General features: G+C 38.9%; 18 protein-coding genes. 9 read left to right on the top strand and 9 right to left on the bottom strand.

All coding sequences use genetic code 11. The features are described from left to right. Window positions 1-21: 21 nt before the first annotated feature. Complete coding sequence (locus tag WC222_08240; protein ID MFA6916372.1) at window positions 22-1,614, top strand: Npt1/Npt2 family nucleotide transporter; 1,593 nt, start codon at window positions 22-24, stop codon at window positions 1,612-1,614. Window positions 1,615-1,618: 4 nt separating this feature from the next. Here WC222_08240 and WC222_08235 read toward each other — a convergent pair whose 3' ends face one another. Beyond that, entirely contained in the window at window positions 1,619-2,113 is a 495-nt protein-coding gene (locus WC222_08235; protein MFA6916371.1) for a CDP-alcohol phosphatidyltransferase family protein, read from the bottom strand. A gap of 169 nt (window positions 2,114-2,282) precedes the next feature. On the opposite strand from WC222_08235, the gene WC222_08230 reads away from it, so the two are divergent. Continuing rightward, complete coding sequence (locus WC222_08230; GenBank protein MFA6916370.1) at window positions 2,283-3,926, top strand: thiamine pyrophosphate-dependent enzyme; 1,644 nt, start codon at window positions 2,283-2,285, stop codon at window positions 3,924-3,926. Window positions 3,927-4,218: 292 nt separating this feature from the next. Then, a complete protein-coding gene (locus WC222_08225; protein ID MFA6916369.1) occupies window positions 4,219-7,146 on the top strand; it encodes a hypothetical protein in 2,928 nt (975 codons plus the stop codon). Here the strand turns inward: WC222_08225 and WC222_08220 are convergent. After that, window positions 7,112-7,330: a helix-turn-helix transcriptional regulator gene (locus WC222_08220; GenBank protein MFA6916368.1), complete on the bottom strand. Its 219-nt coding sequence runs from the start codon at window positions 7,328-7,330 to the stop codon at window positions 7,112-7,114. The two genes, WC222_08225 and WC222_08220, sit on opposite strands and share 35 nt — an antisense overlap. Window positions 7,331-7,487: 157 nt before the next feature. Here WC222_08220 and WC222_08215 point away from each other — a divergent pair, with 157 nt between their 5' ends. Further along, on the top strand, window positions 7,488-8,063 hold the full coding sequence (locus WC222_08215) for a GNAT family N-acetyltransferase (protein ID MFA6916367.1): 576 nt from the start codon (window positions 7,488-7,490) through the stop codon (window positions 8,061-8,063). A gap of 80 nt (window positions 8,064-8,143) precedes the next feature. Further along, window positions 8,144-9,985 carry an MFS transporter gene (locus tag WC222_08210; protein ID MFA6916366.1) on the top strand — a complete coding sequence of 614 codons (1,842 nt, stop codon included), beginning with the start codon at window positions 8,144-8,146 and terminating at the stop codon, window positions 9,983-9,985. Between the two features lie 151 nt (window positions 9,986-10,136). Here the strand turns inward: WC222_08210 and WC222_08205 are convergent, their stop codons facing one another. After that, window positions 10,137-10,421, bottom strand: coding sequence for a helix-turn-helix domain-containing protein (locus WC222_08205; protein ID MFA6916365.1), 285 nt, complete (start codon window positions 10,419-10,421; stop codon window positions 10,137-10,139). Between the two features lie 245 nt (window positions 10,422-10,666). On the opposite strand from WC222_08205, the gene WC222_08200 reads away from it, so the two are divergent. After that, a complete protein-coding gene (locus tag WC222_08200) occupies window positions 10,667-10,864 on the top strand; it encodes a hypothetical protein (GenBank protein ID MFA6916364.1) in 198 nt (65 codons plus the stop codon). Between the two features lie 72 nt (window positions 10,865-10,936). Further along, window positions 10,937-11,275, top strand: coding sequence for a hypothetical protein (locus WC222_08195; protein MFA6916363.1), 339 nt, complete (start codon window positions 10,937-10,939; stop codon window positions 11,273-11,275). Between the two features lie 477 nt (window positions 11,276-11,752). On the opposite strand, the gene WC222_08190 is transcribed toward WC222_08195, so the two are convergent. Next, the gene (locus WC222_08190; protein ID MFA6916362.1) at window positions 11,753-13,972 is read right to left on the bottom strand and encodes a hypothetical protein; all 2,220 of its coding nucleotides are present in this window, start codon (window positions 13,970-13,972) and stop codon (window positions 11,753-11,755) included. A gap of 111 nt (window positions 13,973-14,083) precedes the next feature. Beyond that, window positions 14,084-14,281, bottom strand: a complete 198-nt coding sequence (locus WC222_08185; protein ID MFA6916361.1) for a hypothetical protein — start codon at window positions 14,279-14,281, stop codon at window positions 14,084-14,086. Window positions 14,282-14,861: 580 nt separating this feature from the next. Here WC222_08185 and WC222_08180 point away from each other — a divergent pair. Then, on the top strand, window positions 14,862-16,094 hold the full coding sequence (locus WC222_08180; protein ID MFA6916360.1) for a hypothetical protein: 1,233 nt from the start codon (window positions 14,862-14,864) through the stop codon (window positions 16,092-16,094). Between the two features lie 54 nt (window positions 16,095-16,148). Here the strand turns inward: WC222_08180 and WC222_08175 are convergent, their stop codons facing one another. Genes WC222_08175 through WC222_08160 form a run of 4 tightly spaced genes read right to left on the bottom strand, consistent with a single transcriptional unit; the run spans window position 16,149 to window position 21,493 of the window. Continuing rightward, window positions 16,149-16,541 (bottom strand): VOC family protein, encoded by a 393-nt coding sequence (locus tag WC222_08175; protein ID MFA6916359.1) that lies wholly within the window; start codon window positions 16,539-16,541, stop codon window positions 16,149-16,151. Window positions 16,542-16,550: 9 nt separating this feature from the next. After that, window positions 16,551-18,506, bottom strand: coding sequence for a site-2 protease family protein (locus WC222_08170; protein ID MFA6916358.1), 1,956 nt, complete (start codon window positions 18,504-18,506; stop codon window positions 16,551-16,553). 57 nt (window positions 18,507-18,563) lie between these two features. Next, the gene (gene dxr / locus WC222_08165; GenBank protein ID MFA6916357.1) at window positions 18,564-19,712 is read right to left on the bottom strand and encodes a 1-deoxy-D-xylulose-5-phosphate reductoisomerase; all 1,149 of its coding nucleotides are present in this window, start codon (window positions 19,710-19,712) and stop codon (window positions 18,564-18,566) included. A gap of 53 nt (window positions 19,713-19,765) precedes the next feature. After that, complete coding sequence (locus tag WC222_08160; protein MFA6916356.1) at window positions 19,766-21,493, bottom strand: cytochrome c biogenesis protein DipZ; 1,728 nt, start codon at window positions 21,491-21,493, stop codon at window positions 19,766-19,768. 120 nt (window positions 21,494-21,613) lie between these two features. On the opposite strand from WC222_08160, the gene WC222_08155 reads away from it, so the two are divergent. Next, window positions 21,614-23,461: a hypothetical protein gene (locus WC222_08155; protein ID MFA6916355.1), complete on the top strand. Its 1,848-nt coding sequence runs from the start codon at window positions 21,614-21,616 to the stop codon at window positions 23,459-23,461. The last annotated feature ends 14 nt before the right edge of the window (window positions 23,462-23,475 follow it).

The following is a 23,475-nucleotide window of genomic DNA, read 5'->3' as shown; positions in this document are numbered from 1 at the left end:
TAAGGATAAATTAGTTCTTCTATGAGTCAGTTTATTAAGTCTTCACCAGTAACATCATTTGGAAAGTGGCGAGGGTATTTTTTCCCTATTCATCGACATGAGTTCATCAAATTTTTGCCGATGATGGCGATGTTAATGCTCATCGTCTTCAATTATACTATCTTGCGCAACATGAAGGACTCAGTCATTGTCACTGCTGCAGGCGCAGAGGTTATCCCCTTTATTAAAGTGTGGGTCATGCTGCCATGTGCGGTCCTCATTACCTTGATTTTTGCCAAGCTAACCAACAGGTTTAGCCAGGAAAAAGTGTATTATCTCATGATTTCCGGCTTCTTAATCTGTTATGGGTTATTTGCTTTTGTATTATACCCTATGCGCGATGCACTCCATCCGCATGAATCAGCCCTCGCATTGATGGACTGGCTTCCTGAAGGCTTTAAGGGCCTGGTCAACATGTACCGTTATTGGACATTCACTCTCTTCTATGTAGTCTCCGAACTATGGAGCAGCATGATCATGACGACGCTCTTCTGGGGCTTGGCCAATGAAGTGTATTCTGTGATCGAGGCACGCCGTTTTTATGGAGTCCTCACTATCGCAGGGAACTTTGCCGGGATTATTGCCAGTGAGGTGACGGTTTTAGTGACCAGTTGGACAACCTCCAACTCTCAGGGCTTTGCCCAAGATTGGGAAAGCGTCATGCAGTATCTGATTGTTGCAGTTATTGGAGCGGGTATTGTGTCGATGGGAATATTCTATTGGATGAACCGCACTGTGTTGGCAGCCCCTGTTTATGAGGAACTACATTCCAGTATCGAGACGATAGAGCATAAAAAGAAAAAGAAAAAACGCCTTTCTATGCGCGAAAGCATTTCCTATCTCTCTAAATCAAAGTACATCATCTGCATCGCAATCATCGTGGTGTCATATAACCTAGTTATCAACTTGGTGGAAGTCGTCTGGAAAGATAAGGTAAGTCAGCTTTATCCCGAATCGGTAGACTACAACACCTACATGGCGCATATCACGATCGCGACCAACATTATTTCCTCTACAGCCGCCTTCTTCATCTCGCAGATCTTGATGGCCTGCGGTTGGACACGTACGGCTCTGGTCACACCGATCATTATGCTCGTCACTTGTACCGGCTTCTTCGGATTCCTATTTGTACAAGATAATATGGTAACGCCTTTTGCATTCCTTGGGGCTACTCCTTTGGCAATAGCTGTATTCTTTGGGGGAGCGCAGAACTGCTTGAGCCGTGCCGCTAAGTTCTCTGTTTTTGATGCGACAAAAGAAATGTCGTTCATCCCCTTAGATCATGAGAGCAAGTTAAAAGGTAAAGCAGCGATCGATGGCGTAGGCTCTCGTTTAGGTAAGTCAGGCGGATCCCTTATCCACCAAGGCTTGTTGATGATCTTCTCTACTTTATCAGCAATTACCCCTTTTGTCGGAGTTATCCTTATGATTGTCATCATCGGATGGATTGCCGCAGTGCGTATGCTAGGTGTGCAATTTAACGTTATTGTCGATAAGCAAGAGCGTGAGGCGAATAGAAAAGAGCCCGAATCCGTTGCATCTACCCTGCAGGAATGTGTGCCGGCAAACGCGTAACTAATTACTCTATTGTGCGGAAGGATAGCTCGGCTAAGGCCGCACAACCAATAATCCCAAAGCCCAGATATACAGCAGGAGGAATAGTTACTCCTGCTAACAATAAAATAAAGACAGCAAATTGCAGCGTCGTTGCAATCTTTCCACTCCATATCGCTTTGACACGATAAGTTTTTAATGTCCCATTCAGCCACAAATAGACTCCATAAAGCAGAACAGCGATATCGCGGCTGAAAAGCGCAGAGCATTCCCAAGGTGTAAGATAGCTTTCCCACAATAATGTGCCGATGACAATGGCAGCAAAAAGCTTATCCATAATAGGATCAAGGATAGTTCCAAAGGAAGTTGTCTGATTCCAGCGGCGGGCTAAGAAACCGTCTAAGCCATCGCTTAATCCAGCCAATATCAGAATTGCGATACGCATTTCATTGCTGGCAGGATAAAAAAATAAAGCAAGAGGCAGTCGGAGTAAAGTGATCAGGTTAGGTAAATTCCACATAGCTCTTCTGAAAAGAATAAATTGCCAGCATAACATACCCCTCTAGGGAGAGGCAATTTATATGAAATCAAACTCTAAAACGGGCAAGAGTCTTTAGTTTTTAGTGGTGTAAATATGAGTTTATTCATTATAGCAAACGGGAAAGTTAAGGCCTTGACCGGAGGAAATTTTGGGTACTATCGGAAGTTACTTATTAGACAAACTCTACGCTAAAGGAGTGAAGCATATCTTTGGCGTACCGGGAGACTATATTCTGCGCTTTGATAAGCTGATAGAGCAACATCCGATAGAGTATGTGAATGCAACACGCGAAAATACCGCCGGATATATGGCAGATACCTACGGCCGTATTAATGGACTAGGCGTGGCATGCATTACCTATGGCGTTGGAGTGAATATTGCCAATGCAATGGCCCAAGCCTTAGTGGAAAGTTCACCTATGGTCGTCATCTCCGGAGCGGCAGGAGCAAAAGAATTAAGCCATTCATCCTTATTGCATCATACGATCAATACAGATCTAAAAGAGGGCAGGGATGTCACACAGATGGAAATTTTTCGCCACGTTACAGTGGACAGGGCTTTAATCAATGACCCTTTGACAGCACAAGAGCAAATCGACCGCGTCATAGACAATTGCCTTCGCTATAAAAAACCGGTCTATTTGGAAATCCCCAGAGATATGGTCGACAAGTCCGTCACCTTACGCTCTAGCTTGCAAAGCAAAACCTATCCTATGGATGGTGATGCTCTAAACGAAGCATTAACTGAAGTTTCCTCGCTCTTGAAAAAATGTCAAAGCCCCGTTTTATGGATCGGACACGAAATTCAACGCTATGGTTTAGTCGATGCCGTGCTGCAGTTTGCAGAGAAATATAATATTCCTATTACGACCTCTTTATTAGGGAAAAGCGCTATCAGCGAATACCATCCTCTTTTTGTGGGCGTTTATCAGGGAGCTTTAAGTCGTCCTGAAGTCAAGGAATTTGTGGAAAACTGCGACATGTTGATTCAGTTGGGTGTCTTGCTAAGCGATGTCAATACAGGAATTTTTTCCGCACAGTTTCCACAAAAATATCACATCAGCGCAGACGCTAACAATATCACCATTGGCAAGCATGGGTACAAGGGAGTAGGCTTATCCCCCTTTATCCAAGCATTAGCAGATTTAAAAGCGAACCTCAGATTTGGCAGCGATTTTCCTGCCAATATCGACCGTCCTTCCACCTTATCCCATCATAATTCAAAATCAAAGATGACATCTAAGTACCTCTTTGAAGCCCTAGAGAAAAATTTGAAGCACGATCATGTCATCGTCACAGATATAGGGGACTGCTTATTTGGATGCACAGACCTTACAGTGGAGCAAAATGCCTTCTTTGCTTGCGCCTATTTTGCAAGCCTAGGTTTCAGTGTGCCTGCAGCAATTACAGCCCAACTGCTCATGCCTAAAAAGCGTGTCATTGCCCTTGTCGGTGATGGAGCCTTTCAAATGACCTCGACGGAGCTTTCTACAGCTGTACGTTATGGCATCGATCCTGTGATCATCGTCTTGAATAATCACGGCTATGGAACAGAGCGACCTTTAATTGAAGGCAAGTTCAATGACATCGTCGATTGGAAATATGCTGAACTGCCCAAACTTCTGGGCGGGGGGAAAGGTTTGAAAGTTAAAACGTCCGACCAGTTTGATGAAGCCTTAAAGGAGGCTTTAAAGACCCGAGGGCAGTTTTGTCTGATCGAAGTAGAATTAGGTAAAACAGACTTTTCACCTGCAATGCAGCGCTTTAGCGAACTGGTTGCTCCCCGAACCTAAATGAAGGTTAAGCAAAAAAATAATTCAGTGAGCAAATCATCGGATTATGAGACCCTTGCACTTCCACAAACCAGCGTAAATACATAGGCCATTAAATTCAGTGGTTTATGAAGAAAGCAATTGTGCCGCTTTGCTCCATACCAGTTTTTTCCAGTCTAGTGCGTAAAATTTGCGTAAGAAATAGATGGCCGACTCTTTGAGACTTTTCCCCTGAAATTTTCTGTTCTGTAATTCAATAGAAAGATAGAATTTATCTCTATATTAAAAAGCATCTAGCCTTGTGAGTTAGTCAATGAGCCGCTACGTGACATTTGATCTTGATGAATTGGGGTCAACAAAATTTCAAGAACTTTGTAATTCTCTATTACTAAAACATTTTAGTCCTTTAATCCATTGTATGGTAAGGCCAGGTAGAGATGGACAATGTGATGGCAGGCTTAACGGGCTACCTGTCAATTACTCAGATTTAATCAATCGGCCTTTCAAATATAAGGTAGATGGAAAAGGTGTTATTTGGTTTTTTCAGGCTAAACATACTCAAAAGGAAGACGGATTAGATAGGCAAAAAGCTGTGCTAAGTGCCTTTAAAAAAGAGATTTCTGATTGGAAAAAAAAGGTTTTAGAAGAACGTCCAACGCACTACATCTTATTGACAAACGTGAACCTCATGGAATCCACTGCAAAGCAAATTCAATCATCAGGTGATGAGTTTTTTGTCCATTTTGAGATTTGGCATGAACCTAAAATAAGTTGTTTTATAAATGGTGATGAAGCATTACAAAAAACATTTTATCCACACCGTTCTACTAGTTTAAATCTTATTACTGAGGATGCGTTAAAACAAGTATTAACAAGCGTGAATGTTGAAAAAAACATGCTGACTGTTTCTCAATCCGAGCGGAATACAGTAAGAAATATAGAAGAATTCATAAAAATCTTAGTTGAATATGAAATTAATTTTCAAAAAATAAATGATTCTTTTGCTCGAAATCTTAAGATATTCACTCAGACAGAAGATCCTCCAGAAGAATGGATAATTTATGAATATGTTAGTAAGGAAGAAGGAATTTTAATTTTATCTGAAAAAATCACCGAACTACAAAAATTAGCAAATAAAGTTGCTCGAAACGAAATTCAAGTAACTAAATGGAATAGGCATTTGGGGGAAGAGATATGTAAAGGTGAAATCATTATTGCCTTCGCATGTGATCCAGAAATAGAATTACAATTAGAAACCCTTCTAGGCTCTGTATTCAATTATATGCCGATTGAATCTCTTGCTTATTCTGAGGTTGATAAAAATCTACGACAACTTGAATCAAAAATTTTGAATGATATCAAAAACTTTAAAATTCAAGATGCTCATGATGGTTTGCAACAAATGTACCGCCTGCGAGAAACTTATTCTCTTTTTAAAGCTGATTACTCAAATGTTTTTTATCCAAATGTGCGCACCTTTGGAGGAAAGCCAGTTATTGGATGGGATTTTATTAGTCTTTGGGAGAATATTTTCAGAAATATTTATGATATGGCTTTTGAGGGTAAAATTCCGGAGTTTCTCACTGAATCACTTTTATCTATTCCATTTGTTTTATGTGGCGAAGCAATTAGAAAAAGACGAAACAACAAATCTTACCAAACTGAACTTGATACACTTAGAATTCCTCTTAGAACTATAATCAAAAAAGACGATACATATCTTTTAGAGTTATATTTTGATAAACTTGAAAATTTAGCTCTAGAGTTATCTAACCTTGATTATCATATAGAATCATTAGATCAAGCAGAATGGGCTTTTGGTATAATTATAGAAACATCAAAGTTTATAGCGAATTTAGGTTGGATGCTTTTATCAGGAAAAATACCACAGTTATCTTTTGACTACTTGAATAAATGCCTTTCTCTTATAACTTCTTTGTCTTTTAACAGTTTGCTTTCTAGAAAGAATTTAGTAAGTGATATCTATTTAAAACAAAAGAATTTAAAAAGCGAAATAATTCTCATACGAAAAGAATGTTTATTTGCTTGGGCGACATTTGAATGGTTTCAGCAGCGTCTTAACTGTACTTTTGATCCAAAGTTATCTTTAAACTTTCTAAAAAATTTAAATATAGAAGATGTTGTTTTATTCTATAATCGCAATAAATTTAGTAAAAATGGATGGATTAATGAATGGTTTATTCCCTCTGGAAAGCAAGTAAGCTGGTCTTGGGCGATAGATCATGACATTAGAGAAATTCTTCAGTTGGCTATTCTTACCTTACCAATTAAACCTAATAATTTTTCACAGCTAAAAGAATTGGATGATTCGGGTTGGTATAAACAATTTATTCTAGAGTTAGAGCAATTACACAAACAATTAAATTCCTGTATAAGAGATAATTTTTCACTAATTGTTACTATTTTAGATGAAGCCCATCACCAACAAAAAGCCAATCTAAAGCAACTAATTAGGTCACAAAGTCTTTCTAAAGAAAAGTTAGACGTGGTTGACCATGATTTTCAAAAAAACATGTCATTAAAAAGTAAAGAGGGAATACTTTATTTCATTGAAGATATTAGCAAACAAGAAAACCTAAAACCATCTCATGCAGTTGGCCCATATTTTATTGAAAATAAAAATTATTTTATAGATCAAATTGGCTCTGTTACCTATGTATATAGTGATATTGGTAAGATTTGTGCGGAAATGCTGAATTCTCAGAGAGAAAGACTTCTTGTAGATTTAGTTAGAAAAATTGGGGTATGCAAAGAATATGAATCAAATCAATTAGAAGAAATTATAAACCGAATTTGTAACTCATATCAAGAAGATTATCTGCTGCTTTGTTCTTCACAAGCGTTAGGAGAGTTGTATGGTCTAAAAGTGTTTCAACAAAGGGATAGTTCAGTGAATGCCTATCTTTGTAGAAAAATAGGACAAATTGATGTGCTTTTTTTAACGGTGCTAGAATATGGTGAAATTCTCTTAGTGCCTAAACTTGGATTTGTTTGGTTTGTTGAAAATAAAACAACTAAAATAAAGATAGATCTTATTAACGAAGAATCTCAATTGGGCATTCAAATTGTTGAAGCAAATCCAGGAATTGATCTTGGGGAAAAAGTCATAGTTAATGGAAGAGAAAAAGGAACGATGCTTTTTCAATCCTCTAGCCCCTGCGAATACTTTAAGCTTTCTGATGAAGTTAAATATTTAGATGAGATTTCTTTATATATTTGAGCGAAGCTTCGTCTAGAAGAAGGTCTTTAGGTGAACATTCTAAAGCCTGTGCAAGTGCATAAATGTTTTCTAATGCGATGTTGCGTTCTCCACGTTCTACTGAACCGACATAATTTGTATGTAAATCAGCTTTTTCAGCTAATTTTTCTTGAGATAGACCTAGCACCAATAGTTTGAGAAGCAAACCTGATTTCTTTTTATTGTCCGAAATGGAAAATGAAAAACTTTCACCACAAGAATGGCAGGAAAATTGTTCAATTTTAGAAAATAAGTATTCAGGAATATTGATTAAGGAAGGCTTTAGAAATCCTCACGTTGATGTGTAAAGATGGTATTTTAATATGAATAAACACAAAATTGAAATTCATACTGAGAGATTAATATTAAGAAATATAGATATTAATGATTTAAATCAGTTAATGAAATGTGTCAATAATATAAAAATTGCAGAAATGATGAATGGATCTATCCTTGTGCCCTACACTAAAGTAATAGCTGTGAATTGGATAAATAAACATCAACTTGATTCAATTAATTCACAATGTATATCTTGGGCAATAGCGAAAAAAGAAGATAACCAACTAATGGGATCTATTCAACTACGGTTAAACACTGTACCAACTTCTGCTTACTTAAGTTATTGGTTAGGGGAAAATCATTGGGGAAAAGGATATATGTATGAGGCCGGTCAAAAAGTTATCTCATTTGCTTTTGAAAAAATGCAAATCGATATGATCTTGGCTGAATGCTTAAAGAGAAACATAGCATCACGAAAAGTACTTTTAAAGCTTGGATTTATTCATCAAGATGATGTATTAAGAATCGAAAAATTTTTCAAGCGGGAAGAAGTATTTGAACAATATCATTTAAATAATTTAACTAATACTCTACTTTTTAAATATGAATCAAGTGTGTAATGAAAAACTTATTGATCATAAAGATAATAAGATTTTAAAAAAAATATCGACTTTTTTATTTATCTCAATCAACTGCATTTATAACACCAATTTTATATATTTTTTTACAATACAATTTGAGTTTATCCTTAGAACAAATCTTGCAAATATCTTCGATATATTTAGGTTTATCCCTTTTTATTCAAATTCCATGTGGATTAATAGCTGATTGTTGGGGAGCAAAGAAAAATTTATTTATATATTTGATTTTTCAAATAATTTCCTGTTTTTGTCTTATCTTCATTGATGGGCACATTGCATATCATGCTTTTTTGTTAACTACTACGATAGGACAAGGATTTTTAGGGAATGGAGGTACTACATTAATAAGACAATATTTTGGCTCGCAAGATAATGAATTTAAGAAGTATTCTTTTGAAATTCAAAATACATTTTATAAATTCACATCAATAATAATAATTACTTCAGTTCTCATTTACAATTTAAATATATATGTTCCATTTGTTTTACAGTCTATTTACTTTCTATTCTCGTTTTATTATCTATCTCAAATACCTGAGAAATATCTATCAATGGAAAAATCGAGCAGTAAACTATTTCAATTTGCAAAAAATGATATTTTAAAATCTCTAATATTTATTTTTAAAGATAAATTTTATTTATCTCTTATAATGATTTCTATACTATTCGGCATAGGTGTAACCATCAATCAAAAATCGATTCAGTCACAACTATTTTCTCTTTTTGAAAGTCATAAAATTATCTATATTGGCTTGACTATAGCAGCAGGTAACCTTTTCTCATCAATTATAGCAAGTTATGTACACCGAAAATTTCTTTTCGGATTATCTTCTCAAAAAGAACTAATCTTATTAACATTAATATTTATTTTTTCATTTGTTTTAATGAGTTTTAGTAATTTAATTACTAGTATTGCAGGGTTTTTATCTATCAATTTATTCAAAGGTATTTATAGGCCAATTTTAGGTGCCGATTTAGTCAACTCTTTTCCCTTTTCTTCTTCAATAAACACAAATTTTTCAATCATAGCAACCATAACTATTATCACGAGCTCAATTACGCAATATTTATTCTCATTCGTTTATACAAATGTTGAAATTGGAAATGTTTATTTTATTTATTTTAGTTTAATTGTTTTTTTAATTATATTCATTATTTCTAAATCAAATACATATTGGAAAATCAAGCTTGGTAAAAATATTTTAACACAAAAAAATGGAATTATTGAAAAAAATCTATCTAAGGTTTCATTTTTTCAAATCTATCCGAAAAATGTAGAAAAAGAAAGGCTAATACAAATATCAAATATAGTTAAATTACAACCATATCCAGCAAATGAACTTTCATATTTTGTTGATTCCCATGGGGAAAAAGGATTAAAATCATCTTTTTTGGGCGAAATACATTTGAGCGATATTTTAGATCCAAATAAGCAATTTATAATATGTCAGAAGCTCTTGGATGCGGCTTCTCTTCTTCAAACCGGGTTACAAAATGCATTAATCACACCCGAATATTATATTTTTTCTCCGTCTCAAAGAAAGATGTTAGAGAATACAAATCAGCTTAGTAAGAAATGTATTATTCATGGAGATTTGCATCCTGATAATATTATGATAATAAATGAATCTCCTTACGTTATCGACTGGGATTTATGTGGAAATGGCCCATTTTGGTATGATTTGTTTTCTTTAGTTACTCACCCTTATTTATATTTTGATAAAAGCAAGCGGTATAAATTAGTTTCAATTTTTTGTGAATCTCTTAGCAATGAACAAATGGATGATCTATTTTTTGGATTCTGCAAATTCAAAATTAAACAACTCAATGAATTTGGTAAACAAGATCCAAAATTTATTAAGCTTTCAAAGAAATATACAGATCTTATTAAAGCTATATGAAATTAGCTAGAAGCAACATCGCAAATTGGTAAAAATCAGCGATAATATCCAGAAACGGTACTCTTGGGGTCAGGCCTGACATTCTGACATTGTCTGATTTTTTAACCAGTGAATTAGTTCCTGCATTATCCCCTTAACAGTAAAATCTTGATCAAGATTGTTCTAGTCGACTTGCCAGCTTTGAAAGACCACTCGGATTTCTCTTAAGAATGATGCCCAGACTTTCAAGCGAATGATTCTCCATTCTAACAATATATGCTAATGCAGCACGAGCCTTTGATATCTTTTGTTGCTTACTTGAAGAGCACATTTCCTCTAGTGTAAGACCAAATAGTTCACAGATTTTATCTACAATCTTGCCTAATTCAACATTACTGCCTTTCTTAATATCGACTTTAGAATGAATTTTTTTTAAAAATTCTTCATCACCTGCCATGCCTTTTAAGCCAGCCTGAAAGTCTATCTCTATACCAATACCTATTCCTTTAAAAATATATCTTTCATAACTGCCTACTGCATCTTCTAAATTAGAACCAAAATTTTTTCAGAAAAGTATAGAGTAGATCTTAAAACTTTCGAAAAGGCTGTCCGTTATGTACATGAAATGAAAATAAATGGACATGAGGTTAAAGCTATTTTCAATAAAAATCTTGAACCTAGCGAACTATTTTTCAATGATACATGGGTAATTACAAGATGAATAAAATAAAAGAACTTATCTCCCAAAAGAATTGGAGTTCACTTATATCAAATTATTCTGTCAAAGATGTCTCTACAGCTTTAAATTTCAGCGAAGTAATGCATGTTGTAAAACATCTTTTTTATGATGACATCCAAGATGATGAAAAGCAGCAATATGCTTTTAAGGTTGGCTTTTGAAATAAAAGACCACTTTAAAAAGATTGGGAAAACGATTGGAAAAATGATGTTTTCTTAGGAAGTCTTTGCGAAATGCTTTGGCGTTATGATGAACGATATCTTTATAAGAAAGCGTATGATCAGTTAAAAGATCCTCCACCAGAATTACTATTACTTTTATCTAATTGTAATAGTACTCCTGGTACTCCACCTATTACAGATGAGGAAGCTGAATTTTATTTAAGGAAAGCTTTAGAGAAAAAATTGACCTATGAGGTTGCTCTTAAAATGAGAAGCCTTTACAGACTCAAAGAAGATAAATCCCAAGAAGAATATTGGGATCAAATGTATAAAAAATTAGAAAAGGAAGGGATCTGCTCCGATCAACTTATTCCAGATGTCTTCAAGGAAACAGGGAATAAATATCCTTAAATTATCAAACCCATTCTTCTATTAAAGTTGGGTTTAGCTTGGCTGGGTCAACTATTCGGTCAGTGTTTAGGAGCTTTCATCTGGAACAATAAGCGCTTGGTTAATTGAATTTTCGTCTGCTGAAATGAATACAGCATTTTGCTAAGAGATGGAAGGGGTGAATATCAACCCGAAGCGTCTTAGCATATTTCAGAAGTTTATTAAGATCAGGTTTAACAGAACCAGTTTGACGAAGGTAAGCCTGTAAGGCCTTAATGGCTATTTCATTGCTTAAATACCGAAAAGAATCGATCACAGTTCTTTCTTTATCAAAAAATTTAAGATGAGCTGTTCTAATTGAATTTCTGTTTGCCCCAAGCTCAATGTTTCGCATGCGAATGATTCGCGTTTTAGGTCTTTGAGTCTCTGATTAAGCAGTCTCCATTACAGATGACATGTTTTCTTCATAAGAAATTTGTGGATAAGTGCTAAATATTATCAAATTAATATCGGGGAATTATCTGCATGTTCATACCTCGGTAAGGATAACAAGTTGTCACTTCGGTCTGTACCCGGCTCAAATGGACGTTCATAATCTCGATAATACACAGTGACGGTACCGTTTTTAGTCATTCTTCGAATCACCAAATGGTTTCTTCCCAGTACCAGTATCTTTCTGTGCTGTAGATCAGCAAATTCGTGCGGCTCAAGATCGAATTTCATACGGTTATTGAGCTCACTGAGAAACCGTCCTTGAAACGAGATGTCTACGGCGTTTTCGAGAATTTGGTTAAAACGAGCGTTGATTTCATCTTCGGTGGGAGCCCTGCCCAGTTCAGCTTGCAATTCATCAATAGCTTGTTGACGAAATGCGGTACCATTGGCATTTCTGATTTCGTTTCGTAGTCTATTCCTGGAGAGGTTTTCAATTTCTGGAATTTCGGTTTTAGAAATTGCTAGTATTTGGAAGATCTGGTTGTCAATCACATCGACTTTTTTGGGTTCATAATCCAATTCCTTGATATGGCGATCTTCTGCCATCATGCGCGCTTCCACTTGGTCCAGAGTCAGCAACACACGGTGCGATTCAATATCTCCTTGTGGCGGCAGAAGCTGCTCATAGGGCATTCTATCTGTACCGGGGAAGACATTTACCAGGTCATTGCTAAGAAAGCCACCTATATCGTTGGCTCGGTACACTAAACCATTCACTGCATTGTCTGCATCTCGTGTCTTAGATCGGATCACCATGTTTTGCAAAGGTTGGAATTTTCGACCGATAAATACATTTTTCGCATCGAAGGCAAAGCCAAGTTGATTGACTTGAATTTCAACATCTGCGGTCTCCACCTTGTGTAAAGTGGAGTACAGCGGATCCCAACGTCGAAGTTCCACTGTCAATTTATGAGGGAGTGTGTCGAGAAATGAGGTCCGATCAAGTTGATCTTGAATGGAGGACTGCGCCATGCTTTCGCCTACGCGCTCGATGATCTTAAGTGTGAGAAGCGACAAAAACAGAAGTGAGAGCCCTAATTTTGGCATCACAAAGGTCAGAGCTGTGGTCAGGAAAATAGCTACCAAGTGTGCGGCAAGGCTTAAATTTAAATCAAAATCAATATCGAAATCGAACACCCCATTTTGTTTAACGATAGGAACCAGCCGGATTTTCATGTGGAAATCTGGATCAAAGAAATTGTCGATAGCATACTCACCATGGATATCGATCACTAATACATTGGTAAACGTTGGTGTGTGATTTTCATTAATAACGATTTCTGGTTGAACAGAAATGCCTTTTATGATTCCTACTTGATTATCACCATCCATTAAGGGAAAATGAAATTCTCCTGGTTCGTTGGGCTTGGGTACCGCCATCTTGAATTTAAAATCATTTCCCAGCCTGGCATAGGTTTCAGGTGGAAAGGCAAAAGCCATTTTTGCGTCCGGATTCAAAAAATTCTGTGCAAGACTAGAGTCTCCGCGGTCTGATAATAACGAAGTGGGTTCTGGACCACTTTGTAGGGCAAGATTGATGTAAACACCGATCACATTAGGTCTGTCTTCATCGTCCAGGAATTTACGGGTTTCGATGCGCTGCAGGCTGCCGCCTCCAGATACTGCAAAAGGCACGCGTCGGTCAATCTGCTCTTTCATTCCTTCCAAGATCTCTGCTTTTGAGGCTCCCAACGCAACAGCAGTATCAATCAATGGGCCAGACACATCTAGCAATTGCAATTGAACGCCGATATTGCTTAAAAGTCCATCCTGACCTGTATCAAACACTACATCAAAGCTGATATGCAGATCGGCAGGGAGCAAATTTTCAGAGAGAACAACCGGAGGTTGCTGTAGCAAGTCAATCACGCTAGGAAAAACTCTTAAAAGAATATCAGTCCCTGCGTCATTGTCAGGAAGGATAGTAACGTTAAATTCACTGTCCTGATTCGAATAAACAGTTGCAACAATATCCTGAAAAGGATGTTCATTGCCTTCAAAATCCGGATGTACAGGGTACAGCCGGCGCTGCAGCAATTCGGAAGGTGGGTGGGTAATTGTTGCGCGATCGAAAGGGTTGCCATTTTCATCTATCCCGCTGGTTTCCGACCACCAAGGGATCGATCCGGTTTCAAACGAGCAGAGCAAAAAATAGCGGATGAATTCCCCGCTCATTAAAAATTCAACATCAAATCCTGAGGTAACTTTTGATTGATCTATCATATTGTACCTAACCTTACTAAAATAATTTTTAGTATTATCGGCTATGAATTAAATTGTATAGTATTCTCTGCGAAAAATCAGATACGGAAGGAGTTATCGAAGGTTGGCTTATTAAACCTTCAACAAATCGACAAACGACATTTTGTTGATTGATTTTGTACCAAAAAGTGATGGACATTGTCGAATATCCACAATGTCCTTCTCGCTTATCATTTTTTGTTCTCGCAGCCAATTTTCAAACGAGTGTGTAAAAAATGCTGGTTCTTCTAGCTGTGGCCAATGACCTGTTTCTCCGCAGTCAATAGCCATAAAGTTTGCCGGTTTCTTAAAAGTTTTCCAGAGTTGTAAGGGAATAGAATCAAAATCCAAACGCCCTGAAAAGAGGACTACCGGGACAGAAACCTCATCTATGCGAACTCTTAAATCATGTTGAGGTAGCAAAATGGAGAACAATGATTAATTATGGCATTGTCCACCTGGATATCCTGCCAAAGGTGGTTAAAGAAATCTTTCTTCTTGTTTATTACTGGCGTCTTATATGAACAACCGATAGTCTGGCCTTGGATTGTCTTGTGCAAGGTATTGATCAACAAGAACCTCCTGAGCTTTTTTCCGCTCGTCAACGTTGTCATAAAAGCGAATTAAGAAGACAGCCCAAAGCTTGCTATTCACTTGACACTTTTTTTCTAAACTTTTGAGTCGAATACTGAAGTAACTCTAAAATAATATTTTAAGTCGAAATGAAAAAAGTGGGCAACTTTGAGGTAAGGGACCACAAGTCATGTCTTTACAAGTATCCATTAAGTTTTTTTATTAAGTATTTATAATTGAATTTAAGTTGTTTTGATGTTATAATAATTTTTTTTATATTATTATAACGGATTTTAATATGTCTTCTGCAATTGTACCGGTTAAACTCTTTACCGAGATTCCAGGAAATAATACACCTGATTTTTGGAAGGAACGTTATGATGTATACGCTCCACCCTACCAGGAATATCTGTCTAATATCTTTAAGACCCGTTTGTGCATGGGGATCGGTTTAACAGCATTTTCCGTAGGCGCCTTTTATCTATCTCCTATACCTATGACAGCAGGTGTTCTTCTATTTCTTGTCAGCGCAGGATTTAACCGTGCCTTACAAGAAGTCCGCTCACCACAGTCCCAAGTATTGAGGGACCAGGATTATTTTAATAAGAGATTGTGTGAGAATTATATTCAAAGTTATACGGACTGGGACAGGAAAGATATGGTAGCTTTTGCAGAAAACAAACAAGATGCCATAGTGGATTACGTTATTGAGATTCATAAGGATTACAATAATTTATTCCACAGGACTTGGAGACTAACTGAATTTTTATCCCCCGCTAATCAAGAAAAGTTTAATCAAAAACTTACAGAGCTTTCCCCACGTCTCTTAGAAAAGAATAGTTATTCTGAATTTTGTGGGGCATGTGTTCGACATAATTTGTCAAAGGACTTCATATTAAAAGCTCTTAAGGAGCGTTTAGACGCAAAAGGATTTCCTTCCTTCATTGATTTATTTGGAACTCAATATTATTCAGGGATAAAATTAGGTGATGTAACTATTGACCTGAATTTTATGTTGGAACAATTCAAGTCTTTACCTACAAAATCATTTGAAGATGTCAAATCCTTATCGAAGCTTTATAAGTGGAGTCCTAAGTGGAGGATTCCTGATGAGGTGGTAGATAGCTGCTTAAATGAGACTAAGTATGAATGCTTGATACTAGATGCGTATAAGAGTGCCTATATCTACAAAAGTTCACAGACTGCCCGAAAGCTGTTAACACGCATTACAAAGTCGGAATTTGATTCTCTAATGGTCGCAGGTGACTTTACAAAGGACACTGCTCGACCCTTTAAAAGAGGTTTGACTACCGCTAAAGTAAGGTATGATCAGATTGAGAAAATGAAGGCAGAGAACGAGAAGGAAGAGCAAAAACTTAGGGTCATAGGCAAAACGGATAAACGCCCGATAGCAGAAATACTTAAAGAAAATACTGTCTACCAGAACAATTTGCAAGAGATTGCTAGGTTGGAAGAGCTTCAAAAAGATTATAAAGAAAATCTAAAATATGATGAAGGGTATAAAATATGATGAATAGTATTTGGGAATACGGCGAGAAATTGCCGTATTCCCAAATCTAAACGTTTAGCTTAAAAGTTGAACGAGTTGAAACAAGTTTCCGTTGTTGTCAGAAAACATCTGCATTTTGACTTCGCCCGGAATTTCCATGATCTCTCCCTTCAGGTTTACCCCTTTCCTTTTCAGCTCTTCGCGTGAAATAGAAATGTCATCCACAGTAATGGTAACGACAGCATTGGATCCTGAATTGATCGGAGTGAATTCGCTTTTTCTAGCGATACCTAGACGTGAACCGCCGGTACCAAGTAATTCTGCCCAACCCATCTCGTCAGAACGGTTGTCGAGGACAAAGCCGATTTTCTGCGTAAAGAATTCAATCGCTTGGTCGAAATCATCGACCACGATCCAAACGAGGTCGATGCTGCGTGATTTTGACTTATTTTGTGTGTCTACAGTCATTTTATATCCTTAAAAGAAGTTGAAAAGTCTATTAATATCGTTAAAAGTGACATAGACAAAGATTGCTATTAACGCCAAGGCAAAAGGAAGGATAAGTTTTTCCATTGTCTTAGGCTTCAGGCGGTGGCCTGTAATCATCTCATAGGTGGAGAGCACAATCGATCCACCATCTAGCACCGGTATGGGCAAGAGATTCAATATCCCTAAGTTGATGCTGATAAACCCTAACCACTGCAGTGCGCCGCCTACACTAGCCCAGGTATTGGATACGGAGGTTTGAAGGATACCGATAGGGCCTGCAATCCACTTCAAGCTTAGTGACATACTGAATAATGCTTTGAGGAAACGCCAGATGTCCTCGATAGTTCCAAAAAACATATCGATAGGTCCCGGATTGTAAAGGACTTTCCGGTCTTGGACATTAGGCAATCCGAGCATCAATTCTTTCTGTTCATTTTCTAAACTTTTTTGTGCAATAGCACGTTTTTCTGGATCAGGCAGATTAGCAATTTCTTTCTGCAGCAGGTCCATTCTATTTTGAAGCGGCTGTAAATCCTGGCTTCCGCGGATATAGTCCCACTGAGAAATAGGCTTAAATGGCTTCAGCATAAGGTAGCTGCCTGACTGAGTGACCGCCTGTTTAGTGCCGATACTTGCTGCAATAGCGTTGATGGCATCCATATCGATTAATTTACGGAATTCATCGTCAGCCTTGTTCCAAGGAAGCGGGGTAGAAAGAGTTGTAGATTTTTCCACGATGACATGGACTAGGCGATGTTGCAGCAATGAGAGTAGCTGGTATGAATGCTGGATGGGCTGTCCATCGATTGCGATGATACGGTCGCCTTCTTGTAAATTTTCGTTAAATGAAGAAGAAGGGATATCGGTAAAAGCCAATTTCTCAATATCTTCATCCACAAGTTTAAAGGGGCCTTCCACCACAGCGTCATTCGTCAAGTTGTAAGGTATCATATAAAGCTGTTGAAGCTTATTGCCTGTCAACTTCGCTTCGTATTGCCAGTCGGTAAGTTCGTCTTTATAGCTCTGATCAAGCTTAAGTTCTTGTACAGGAAGTCTTTTGACTCTGCGCAATAATGTTTTATCTTGACGTTGGACGGTGAGCAGGACTCTTCCGTCATTCAGGACACGATTAAGCTGTGTATTGGAGAAAATCGGTTCGCCGTCGACCCAAGCAATGCGGTCGCCGCTCTCGATACCGCTGGCTAGCATAGGGGACTGGGGAGAGATTGGATTGTCCTTGCCGTTCAGCGTTTTATCATATAATACGTAGCTCGCGGACCCCAGGATACCGGCTGTTTTAATTCCTTTAGCACCTGCAACTGGATGAGGGTACGTATTTACAACATATTCGAAAGGTGTTTTGTCTTTTGTAAAATAGTTGACCTTGTTTCCGGTGATGACAATAGCATCGCCGCTGGTCATAGGAGCTTCGATGTGGTCTTGCGCAGCATGAAAGGGATGTCCGTTATAAGCGCTGATCTCATCGCCGGGACGTACGCCTTTAGCATAGATTTCTGAATGAGGATCTACCCATCCGATAATATTCGTATGTTCGGAGAAGTTTTGCGTCAGTCCGCCTACACCCCAAAGAGCTGTAAATGCTAGCAAAGCAAAAATCAGGTTTGCGACAGGGCCTGCAGCAGCAACGATAATGCGTTCTAGGGGTTTTTTCCCAAAATATCCATCTTTAATAGAATAGGGATCCACTCCTTCTTCAGCTTCCGTGCCGGCGATCTTGACATATCCGCCAAACAGAAGCCAGCAGATTTTCCATTTTGTTCCATTACGTTCCCAAGTGTAGATAGGGCGCATGAAACCTATGGAAAAGGTTTCCACACGCATACCCACCCAGCGGGCAGCAAAATAGTGGCCGAGCTCATGGATGAATATGAGCAGGCCTAACGCGAATAACTTTAGGAGTGTATAAAAAGCAGTGATCAACATTTAAGAAAACCTAGTAATGCAATAAAAGCATATTATGCACAGAATTTAGGAATCTTGCTATGTGAATTTTATACATTCCGCATGTCGGCGTGCTTCTTCATCAATAAACAAGACATCCTGTACGGAATTTATGGCGATAGGGGAGTGTTTTGCCATTAGATCCGTAATGCCGAGGGCAATCCCATTCCAGGGGATTTCCCCTTTAAGAAAACGTCCGACTAAAATCTCGTTGGCGGCATTCATATAGCAAGGATAGCTTTTTCCTGAGCGGAGTGCGTCATAAGCCAGGCTTAGGCAGCGGAATTTTTGTGTGTCGGGCGGATAGAACTCTAGCTTTTGCATTTTTGAAAAATCTAATGAGGGTGTAATTCCCCGAATGCGATGCGGATAGGTCAGGGCATATTGAATGGGTAAACGCATGTCGGGTGGTGATAGCTGTGCCAGGATAGAATTATCCACAGTTTCTACCATGCTATGTACAATGCTTTGTGGGTGTATGACGACTTCGATGCGATCTAGCGGAATATCAAAAATCCAGTGTGCTTCAATGACTTCGAGTCCTTTATTCATCAGCGTGGAACAATCGATAGTCACTTTAGGTCCCATGCTCCAGTTGGGATGTTTTAAAGCAGATTCTGGAGTCACTGTACGTAGCTGTTCTTCGTCGTACTTCAGGAATGGTCCGCCGGAGGCAGTAACGATGAGCTTCTTGATTTCCGTATGCTTTATCCCTTGGATGCATTGGAATATCGCATTGTGTTCGCTATCTAAAGGGAGAATGTTGACTTTGTGTTTTTTTGCTAACTTCGTTAGGAGTTCGCCCCCGGAAACAAGCGCTTCTTTATTGGCTAGGGCGACCTCATTACCAGCCTCGATGGCGGCGAGAGTCGGCTGCAGACCAAGAGTTCCGCTGATGGCAGAAATGACAAGCGGCTTTCCGGAAAGTCCTGCCACAGCATTGATCCCTTCCTGACCACTTAATATTTCTAGAGACGGAAAACGTTTTTGCAGTTGCTCTGCCTTATCGACTTTATAAACGGCGACGACTTCAGGATGAAATTCTTCTATTTGGCGTGCCAGCTCATCGATGTTGTTTTGCGCTGCAAGTGCGCGAACTCGTATCTTATCTTTGCCCAGATGTTTTGCAATAGCGAGTGTGCTTTTGCCGATAGATCCGGTGCTTCCTAATATGACGATGTCGCGCATGTGTATATATGTTCCTTTATTACATTCTAATTAGATCATAGGCCGGCTGCTATTTACTCATCGCCGAAAGTGAAAGCATAGGCTGAGATACCTTCGGGTATGTGAATTTGCAATTCGTGCCTTCCGTAGTCACGGCCAAGATCTATCATGTCGTATTTTCGCGGCTCTTTGATAAATATTTGGCCTTTCGAGTTCATGTCTTTCGAATAGTATTTAGCCGGAAGCGGTTTACTATCAAGCATTACTTGCACGGGTTCTTTGCTCATTCCGCCTAAAACCAGGTAAACCTTGGTCCCGATGAAGTTAATACGGATATAACTGCGCGGGCTTGTGGATTCGGCATGGTCTTCATGGACGATCCAATCGCCTTCAAGAGTAACCTGATCAGGATTAGGGACTTCTTGGGGGACATAGCGATGTTCTTTATCGCGGAAGATATCCAACTCAAAAGGGTATCCTTGGGCCCTCTTATAACCTAAATAGGTTTCAGGAGTAGTGGCCCTGCGCCGGTCCATCTCATCGATCCCATTCATCGGCGTCAACCCCAATAAGGAGCGGATAGCATTCTCGGTTTCAATATATTTCCCTTCTCCGAAATGGAAATAACGCAAATTACCTTGCTTATCGATAAGATAATGGGCGGGCCAATAAAGATTGCCATAGGACTTCCAGATGGCATAGTCATTATCTAAAACAACAGGATAGTTGACATGCAGCCTTTTGATGGCATCTTGGACATTTTCTGGGACTTTTTCAAAGGAAAACTCCGGAGTATGTACTCCGACAATAACCAAACCCTTATCCTTATAATTATCATACCAGCGGCTTAGATAGGGTAGGGTACGCAGGCAGTTTATGCAGCTGTAGGTCCAAAAATCTATCAGAACAACTTTTCCTTCTAGTTCATTCATAGTAAGCGGTTTGGAGTTAAGCCATTTATCATTGGCAGGAAACGCAGGAGCTTTACCTAGAAGGGGAAGCACGCCATCTTTAGTCGCATTCATGTCTTCGACACGTAGAACAAACGAATTACCTGCATCGGCTTTCACTAAACCGGCCAACCTTTTTTTGACTAGGGCGTTATTTTCCACTTCAATGATCGGGATGTATTCCAATGCTAACTTTTGAAAGACTTCGGTCCAATTTGTAGCTATGCCTACTGCCGCAGCGATGGTTAGTACTCCGAAAATAGAACGTAAGGTTGCGCTTGCACTTGGGTGGGAAGAAAGACTCTTTTTTAGGTAGGAACTGCCTCGCATGATAAACATCATGGGTATCGCCGCACCTAAAGCATAGGCAAGAGTTATGCCGACGGTCGTTAATGAAACAGCATTTAATGTAGAAAGGATGATAATCGTTGCCAAGATTGGACCTGCACAGGGAGTCCAAAGCAATCCCAAGGCAAAACCCAGCAAGACCCCTCCACCAAAACCCTCTGCAGTACGTGTAGAAATAGTATTACCTAAACGCGCTATGGGAGCGGCCAAACGTTCGAATATCTCACCCAATTTAGGGATCAGCAGTATCAGTCCAAAAACCCCCAAAATTATTGCAGCTATCAGGTGTAACCAGTTTCCGGTGGCTCCTATAGAATGCAGGGCTTGGCTTAAAGTTAATATCGCAAAAGTGAAGCACGAGATGAACCCTAAGATAATTCCCCAGGAACGAGAAGGATTTTTTGTGTAGCCTGCGGCTAAAAGAGGGGGCAAAACTGGAAGTACACACGGTGAAAAAACTGTGACTATTCCCGCTAAAAAAGAAAAAACAAGTAATATGAGCATATAAATTCAGGGTTTATTGCATACCATTGCAAGATTTATGAATAGTTGCAATCATTTGATGAATTTATGAAACTATGAACTTATTTGAACCTAGCGTTGTCCTTAAAAAAGGAAAAAGCCGTGCGTAAGATAGCTTGGATTAGTATTTCCTTAACCCTATTGTTAGTTATGGGCCTTCTACTACGTGATGTGTTTGTAGGCATATTGCTCGAACGCCATACTGCGCAGACTTGCGGCAAATTGCTAGGGGGAGAATGTACATTTTCCCACAAAGAGCGCGAAGGAAATACTTTAATCTTACACAATGTGTCTGTTAAAAAGCAGGGTGTGGGATCCGCAGAAGCACAAGATATTGTTGTAGAATGGCAATATGGCTGGCAGCCGCCTTTTGTTCTATTCGACGTTAGAATCAATAAGTTAAGAGGCGATGCAAGCATGCTTCCCCTCTATGCTGTTTGGCGAGCTGTGAAACATGCTAGCGGACGTAAAGGCATACGGCTTAGAAGCTGGTCGTTTGACGATATTGCCTTAAAAACACCTTCGGGAGAAGTCTATTTACCCGCAGTCAAGCTATCCGGCGATAAAGGCGATGTTGCAGTTAGAGCAGAATGCATTTTTCCTGCTAAAGGTACGATCAACTTCACCAGCAATACCAATGGCGCGTTCTCCATAGATATGGATAAAGTTTCAGTTCCTGAACTATATCAGTTTGTAAGCTGCTGGACTGGCCCCGGAATTCTACCCTCTATTGCTAATCTTGAAGGCACAATTTCAACCCAAGCAACTTATAATTCCAGTGGACTCGCAGGAAATGCATGGATACATCAACTCTCTACTTCTTCCATGGCGTTAGCTAATGTGTCGATAGGAATCTCAGCGGATAAATTATTAAAGGATTGGGAATTCAAAGGACAGTTGGGCTCAGCCCCCTTGAATTTCAAAGCAAAAATTAAGCAGGGCTTTTTAACAAAAGTCTCTGGAACCCTGGATGGAAAAAGTATTCCTCTCAATGAATTATTATTGCTTGGCGGGGAGCGTTACCAAGATATTCCTTTGGATGGGGTGGTGGATATTGATGGAGAATTTGATAACGAGGGCCTTTTTGCCAGCTTCACCCCCAATGAGCTTATCTGGAAATTAGGATCTTCGCGTATTTCCCTGAAAAATCATTCTGAAAAACCTGTATTAGGGAAAATCTGGATAAACTTTTCCAAAGGAATTGAGCGATTGTGGGTAGATCTGGACCATTCACACCTCAGCTGGGGTAAAAAGGCTGAAACGACTTTGGATGGGAATATCGAATTGTTCAAAGATGCAGTGAGGCTGCACAATATAAAAGCGTGCTGTGGAAACCTAGTGGTGGAGGCTTCCTTATTAGGCAGTACCCAAAACCAGGGCAACACCGTCCTCATTGCCGAAGGGGGTAAAACAAAAATCGGTTCATGGAAGGTAGACCACTTGGAAGCGACTTTTGATCCTTCTTTTAAACTGCAGGGAATGCGTTTTGAGGGAAAAGCAAAAGCTGCCAATATTCAAAATGACCTGCGGGAGCTAGGTATCGAGTGGAAAGAAGCACCTGCAGTGCCGGGAAGGGTTTGGATTGAAGCAGTATATGCCGGCAATAATAAGGTGGAACTGCAAGGAAAATGGAAATCAGAACCACTTAGCGGCAAAGGGACTCTTCAAGGCAATCTCCAAAAAGATGGGAAGCTAAGCTTAACCCAAATGGATGTTACTGTGGATTTTCTCCCCTTAGGGACAATTGCACAGTATAGCTTGGATCAGAAAGCACCACATCCTTCCTACATAGATTTCGATAACAAAATGGTAGACATCTTTGGCCAATGGAATTTACCGGGCTTTAAGAATAAAGGTTCATCTTCAGGAGCCTTTCATATGATAGGCCCCTGGAAAAATATCGCTTTTAAATCGGACCTCCCTCCAAAAATGATTGATAGATTGTTCTAGAGGGTAAGTTGAAA

The sequence above is a fragment of the Parachlamydiales bacterium genome, assembly GCA_041671045.1.
Taxonomy (GTDB): domain Bacteria; phylum Chlamydiota; class Chlamydiia; order Chlamydiales; family JABDDJ01; genus JABDDJ01.
This window is presented reverse-complemented; position numbering and strand designations above follow the sequence as displayed.

Bases quoted from the DNA above. Each gene is read 5' to 3' on its own strand.
- WC222_08240 (MFA6916372.1), top strand. From the start codon at position 22: ATGAGTCAGTTTATTAAGTCTTCACCAGTAACATCATTTGGAAAGTGG.
- WC222_08235 (MFA6916371.1), bottom strand. From the start codon at position 2,113: ATGTGGAATTTACCTAACCTGATCACTTTACTCCGACTGCCTCTTGCT.
- WC222_08225 (MFA6916369.1), top strand. From the start codon at position 4,219: ATGAGCCGCTACGTGACATTTGATCTTGATGAATTGGGGTCAACAAAA.
- WC222_08215 (MFA6916367.1), top strand. From the start codon at position 7,488: ATGAATAAACACAAAATTGAAATTCATACTGAGAGATTAATATTAAGA.
- WC222_08205 (MFA6916365.1), bottom strand. From the start codon at position 10,421: ATGGCAGGTGATGAAGAATTTTTAAAAAAAATTCATTCTAAAGTCGAT.
- WC222_08200 (MFA6916364.1), top strand. From the start codon at position 10,667: ATGGGTAATTACAAGATGAATAAAATAAAAGAACTTATCTCCCAAAAG.
- WC222_08195 (MFA6916363.1), top strand. From the start codon at position 10,937: ATGCTTTGGCGTTATGATGAACGATATCTTTATAAGAAAGCGTATGAT.
- WC222_08190 (MFA6916362.1), bottom strand. From the start codon at position 13,972: ATGATAGATCAATCAAAAGTTACCTCAGGATTTGATGTTGAATTTTTA.
- WC222_08185 (MFA6916361.1), bottom strand. From the start codon at position 14,281: ATGGCTATTGACTGCGGAGAAACAGGTCATTGGCCACAGCTAGAAGAA.
- WC222_08180 (MFA6916360.1), top strand. From the start codon at position 14,862: ATGTCTTCTGCAATTGTACCGGTTAAACTCTTTACCGAGATTCCAGGA.
- WC222_08175 (MFA6916359.1), bottom strand. From the start codon at position 16,541: ATGACTGTAGACACACAAAATAAGTCAAAATCACGCAGCATCGACCTC.
- WC222_08170 (MFA6916358.1), bottom strand. From the start codon at position 18,506: ATGTTGATCACTGCTTTTTATACACTCCTAAAGTTATTCGCGTTAGGC.
- dxr (MFA6916357.1), bottom strand. From the start codon at position 19,712: ATGCGCGACATCGTCATATTAGGAAGCACCGGATCTATCGGCAAAAGC.
- WC222_08160 (MFA6916356.1), bottom strand. From the start codon at position 21,493: ATGCTCATATTACTTGTTTTTTCTTTTTTAGCGGGAATAGTCACAGTT.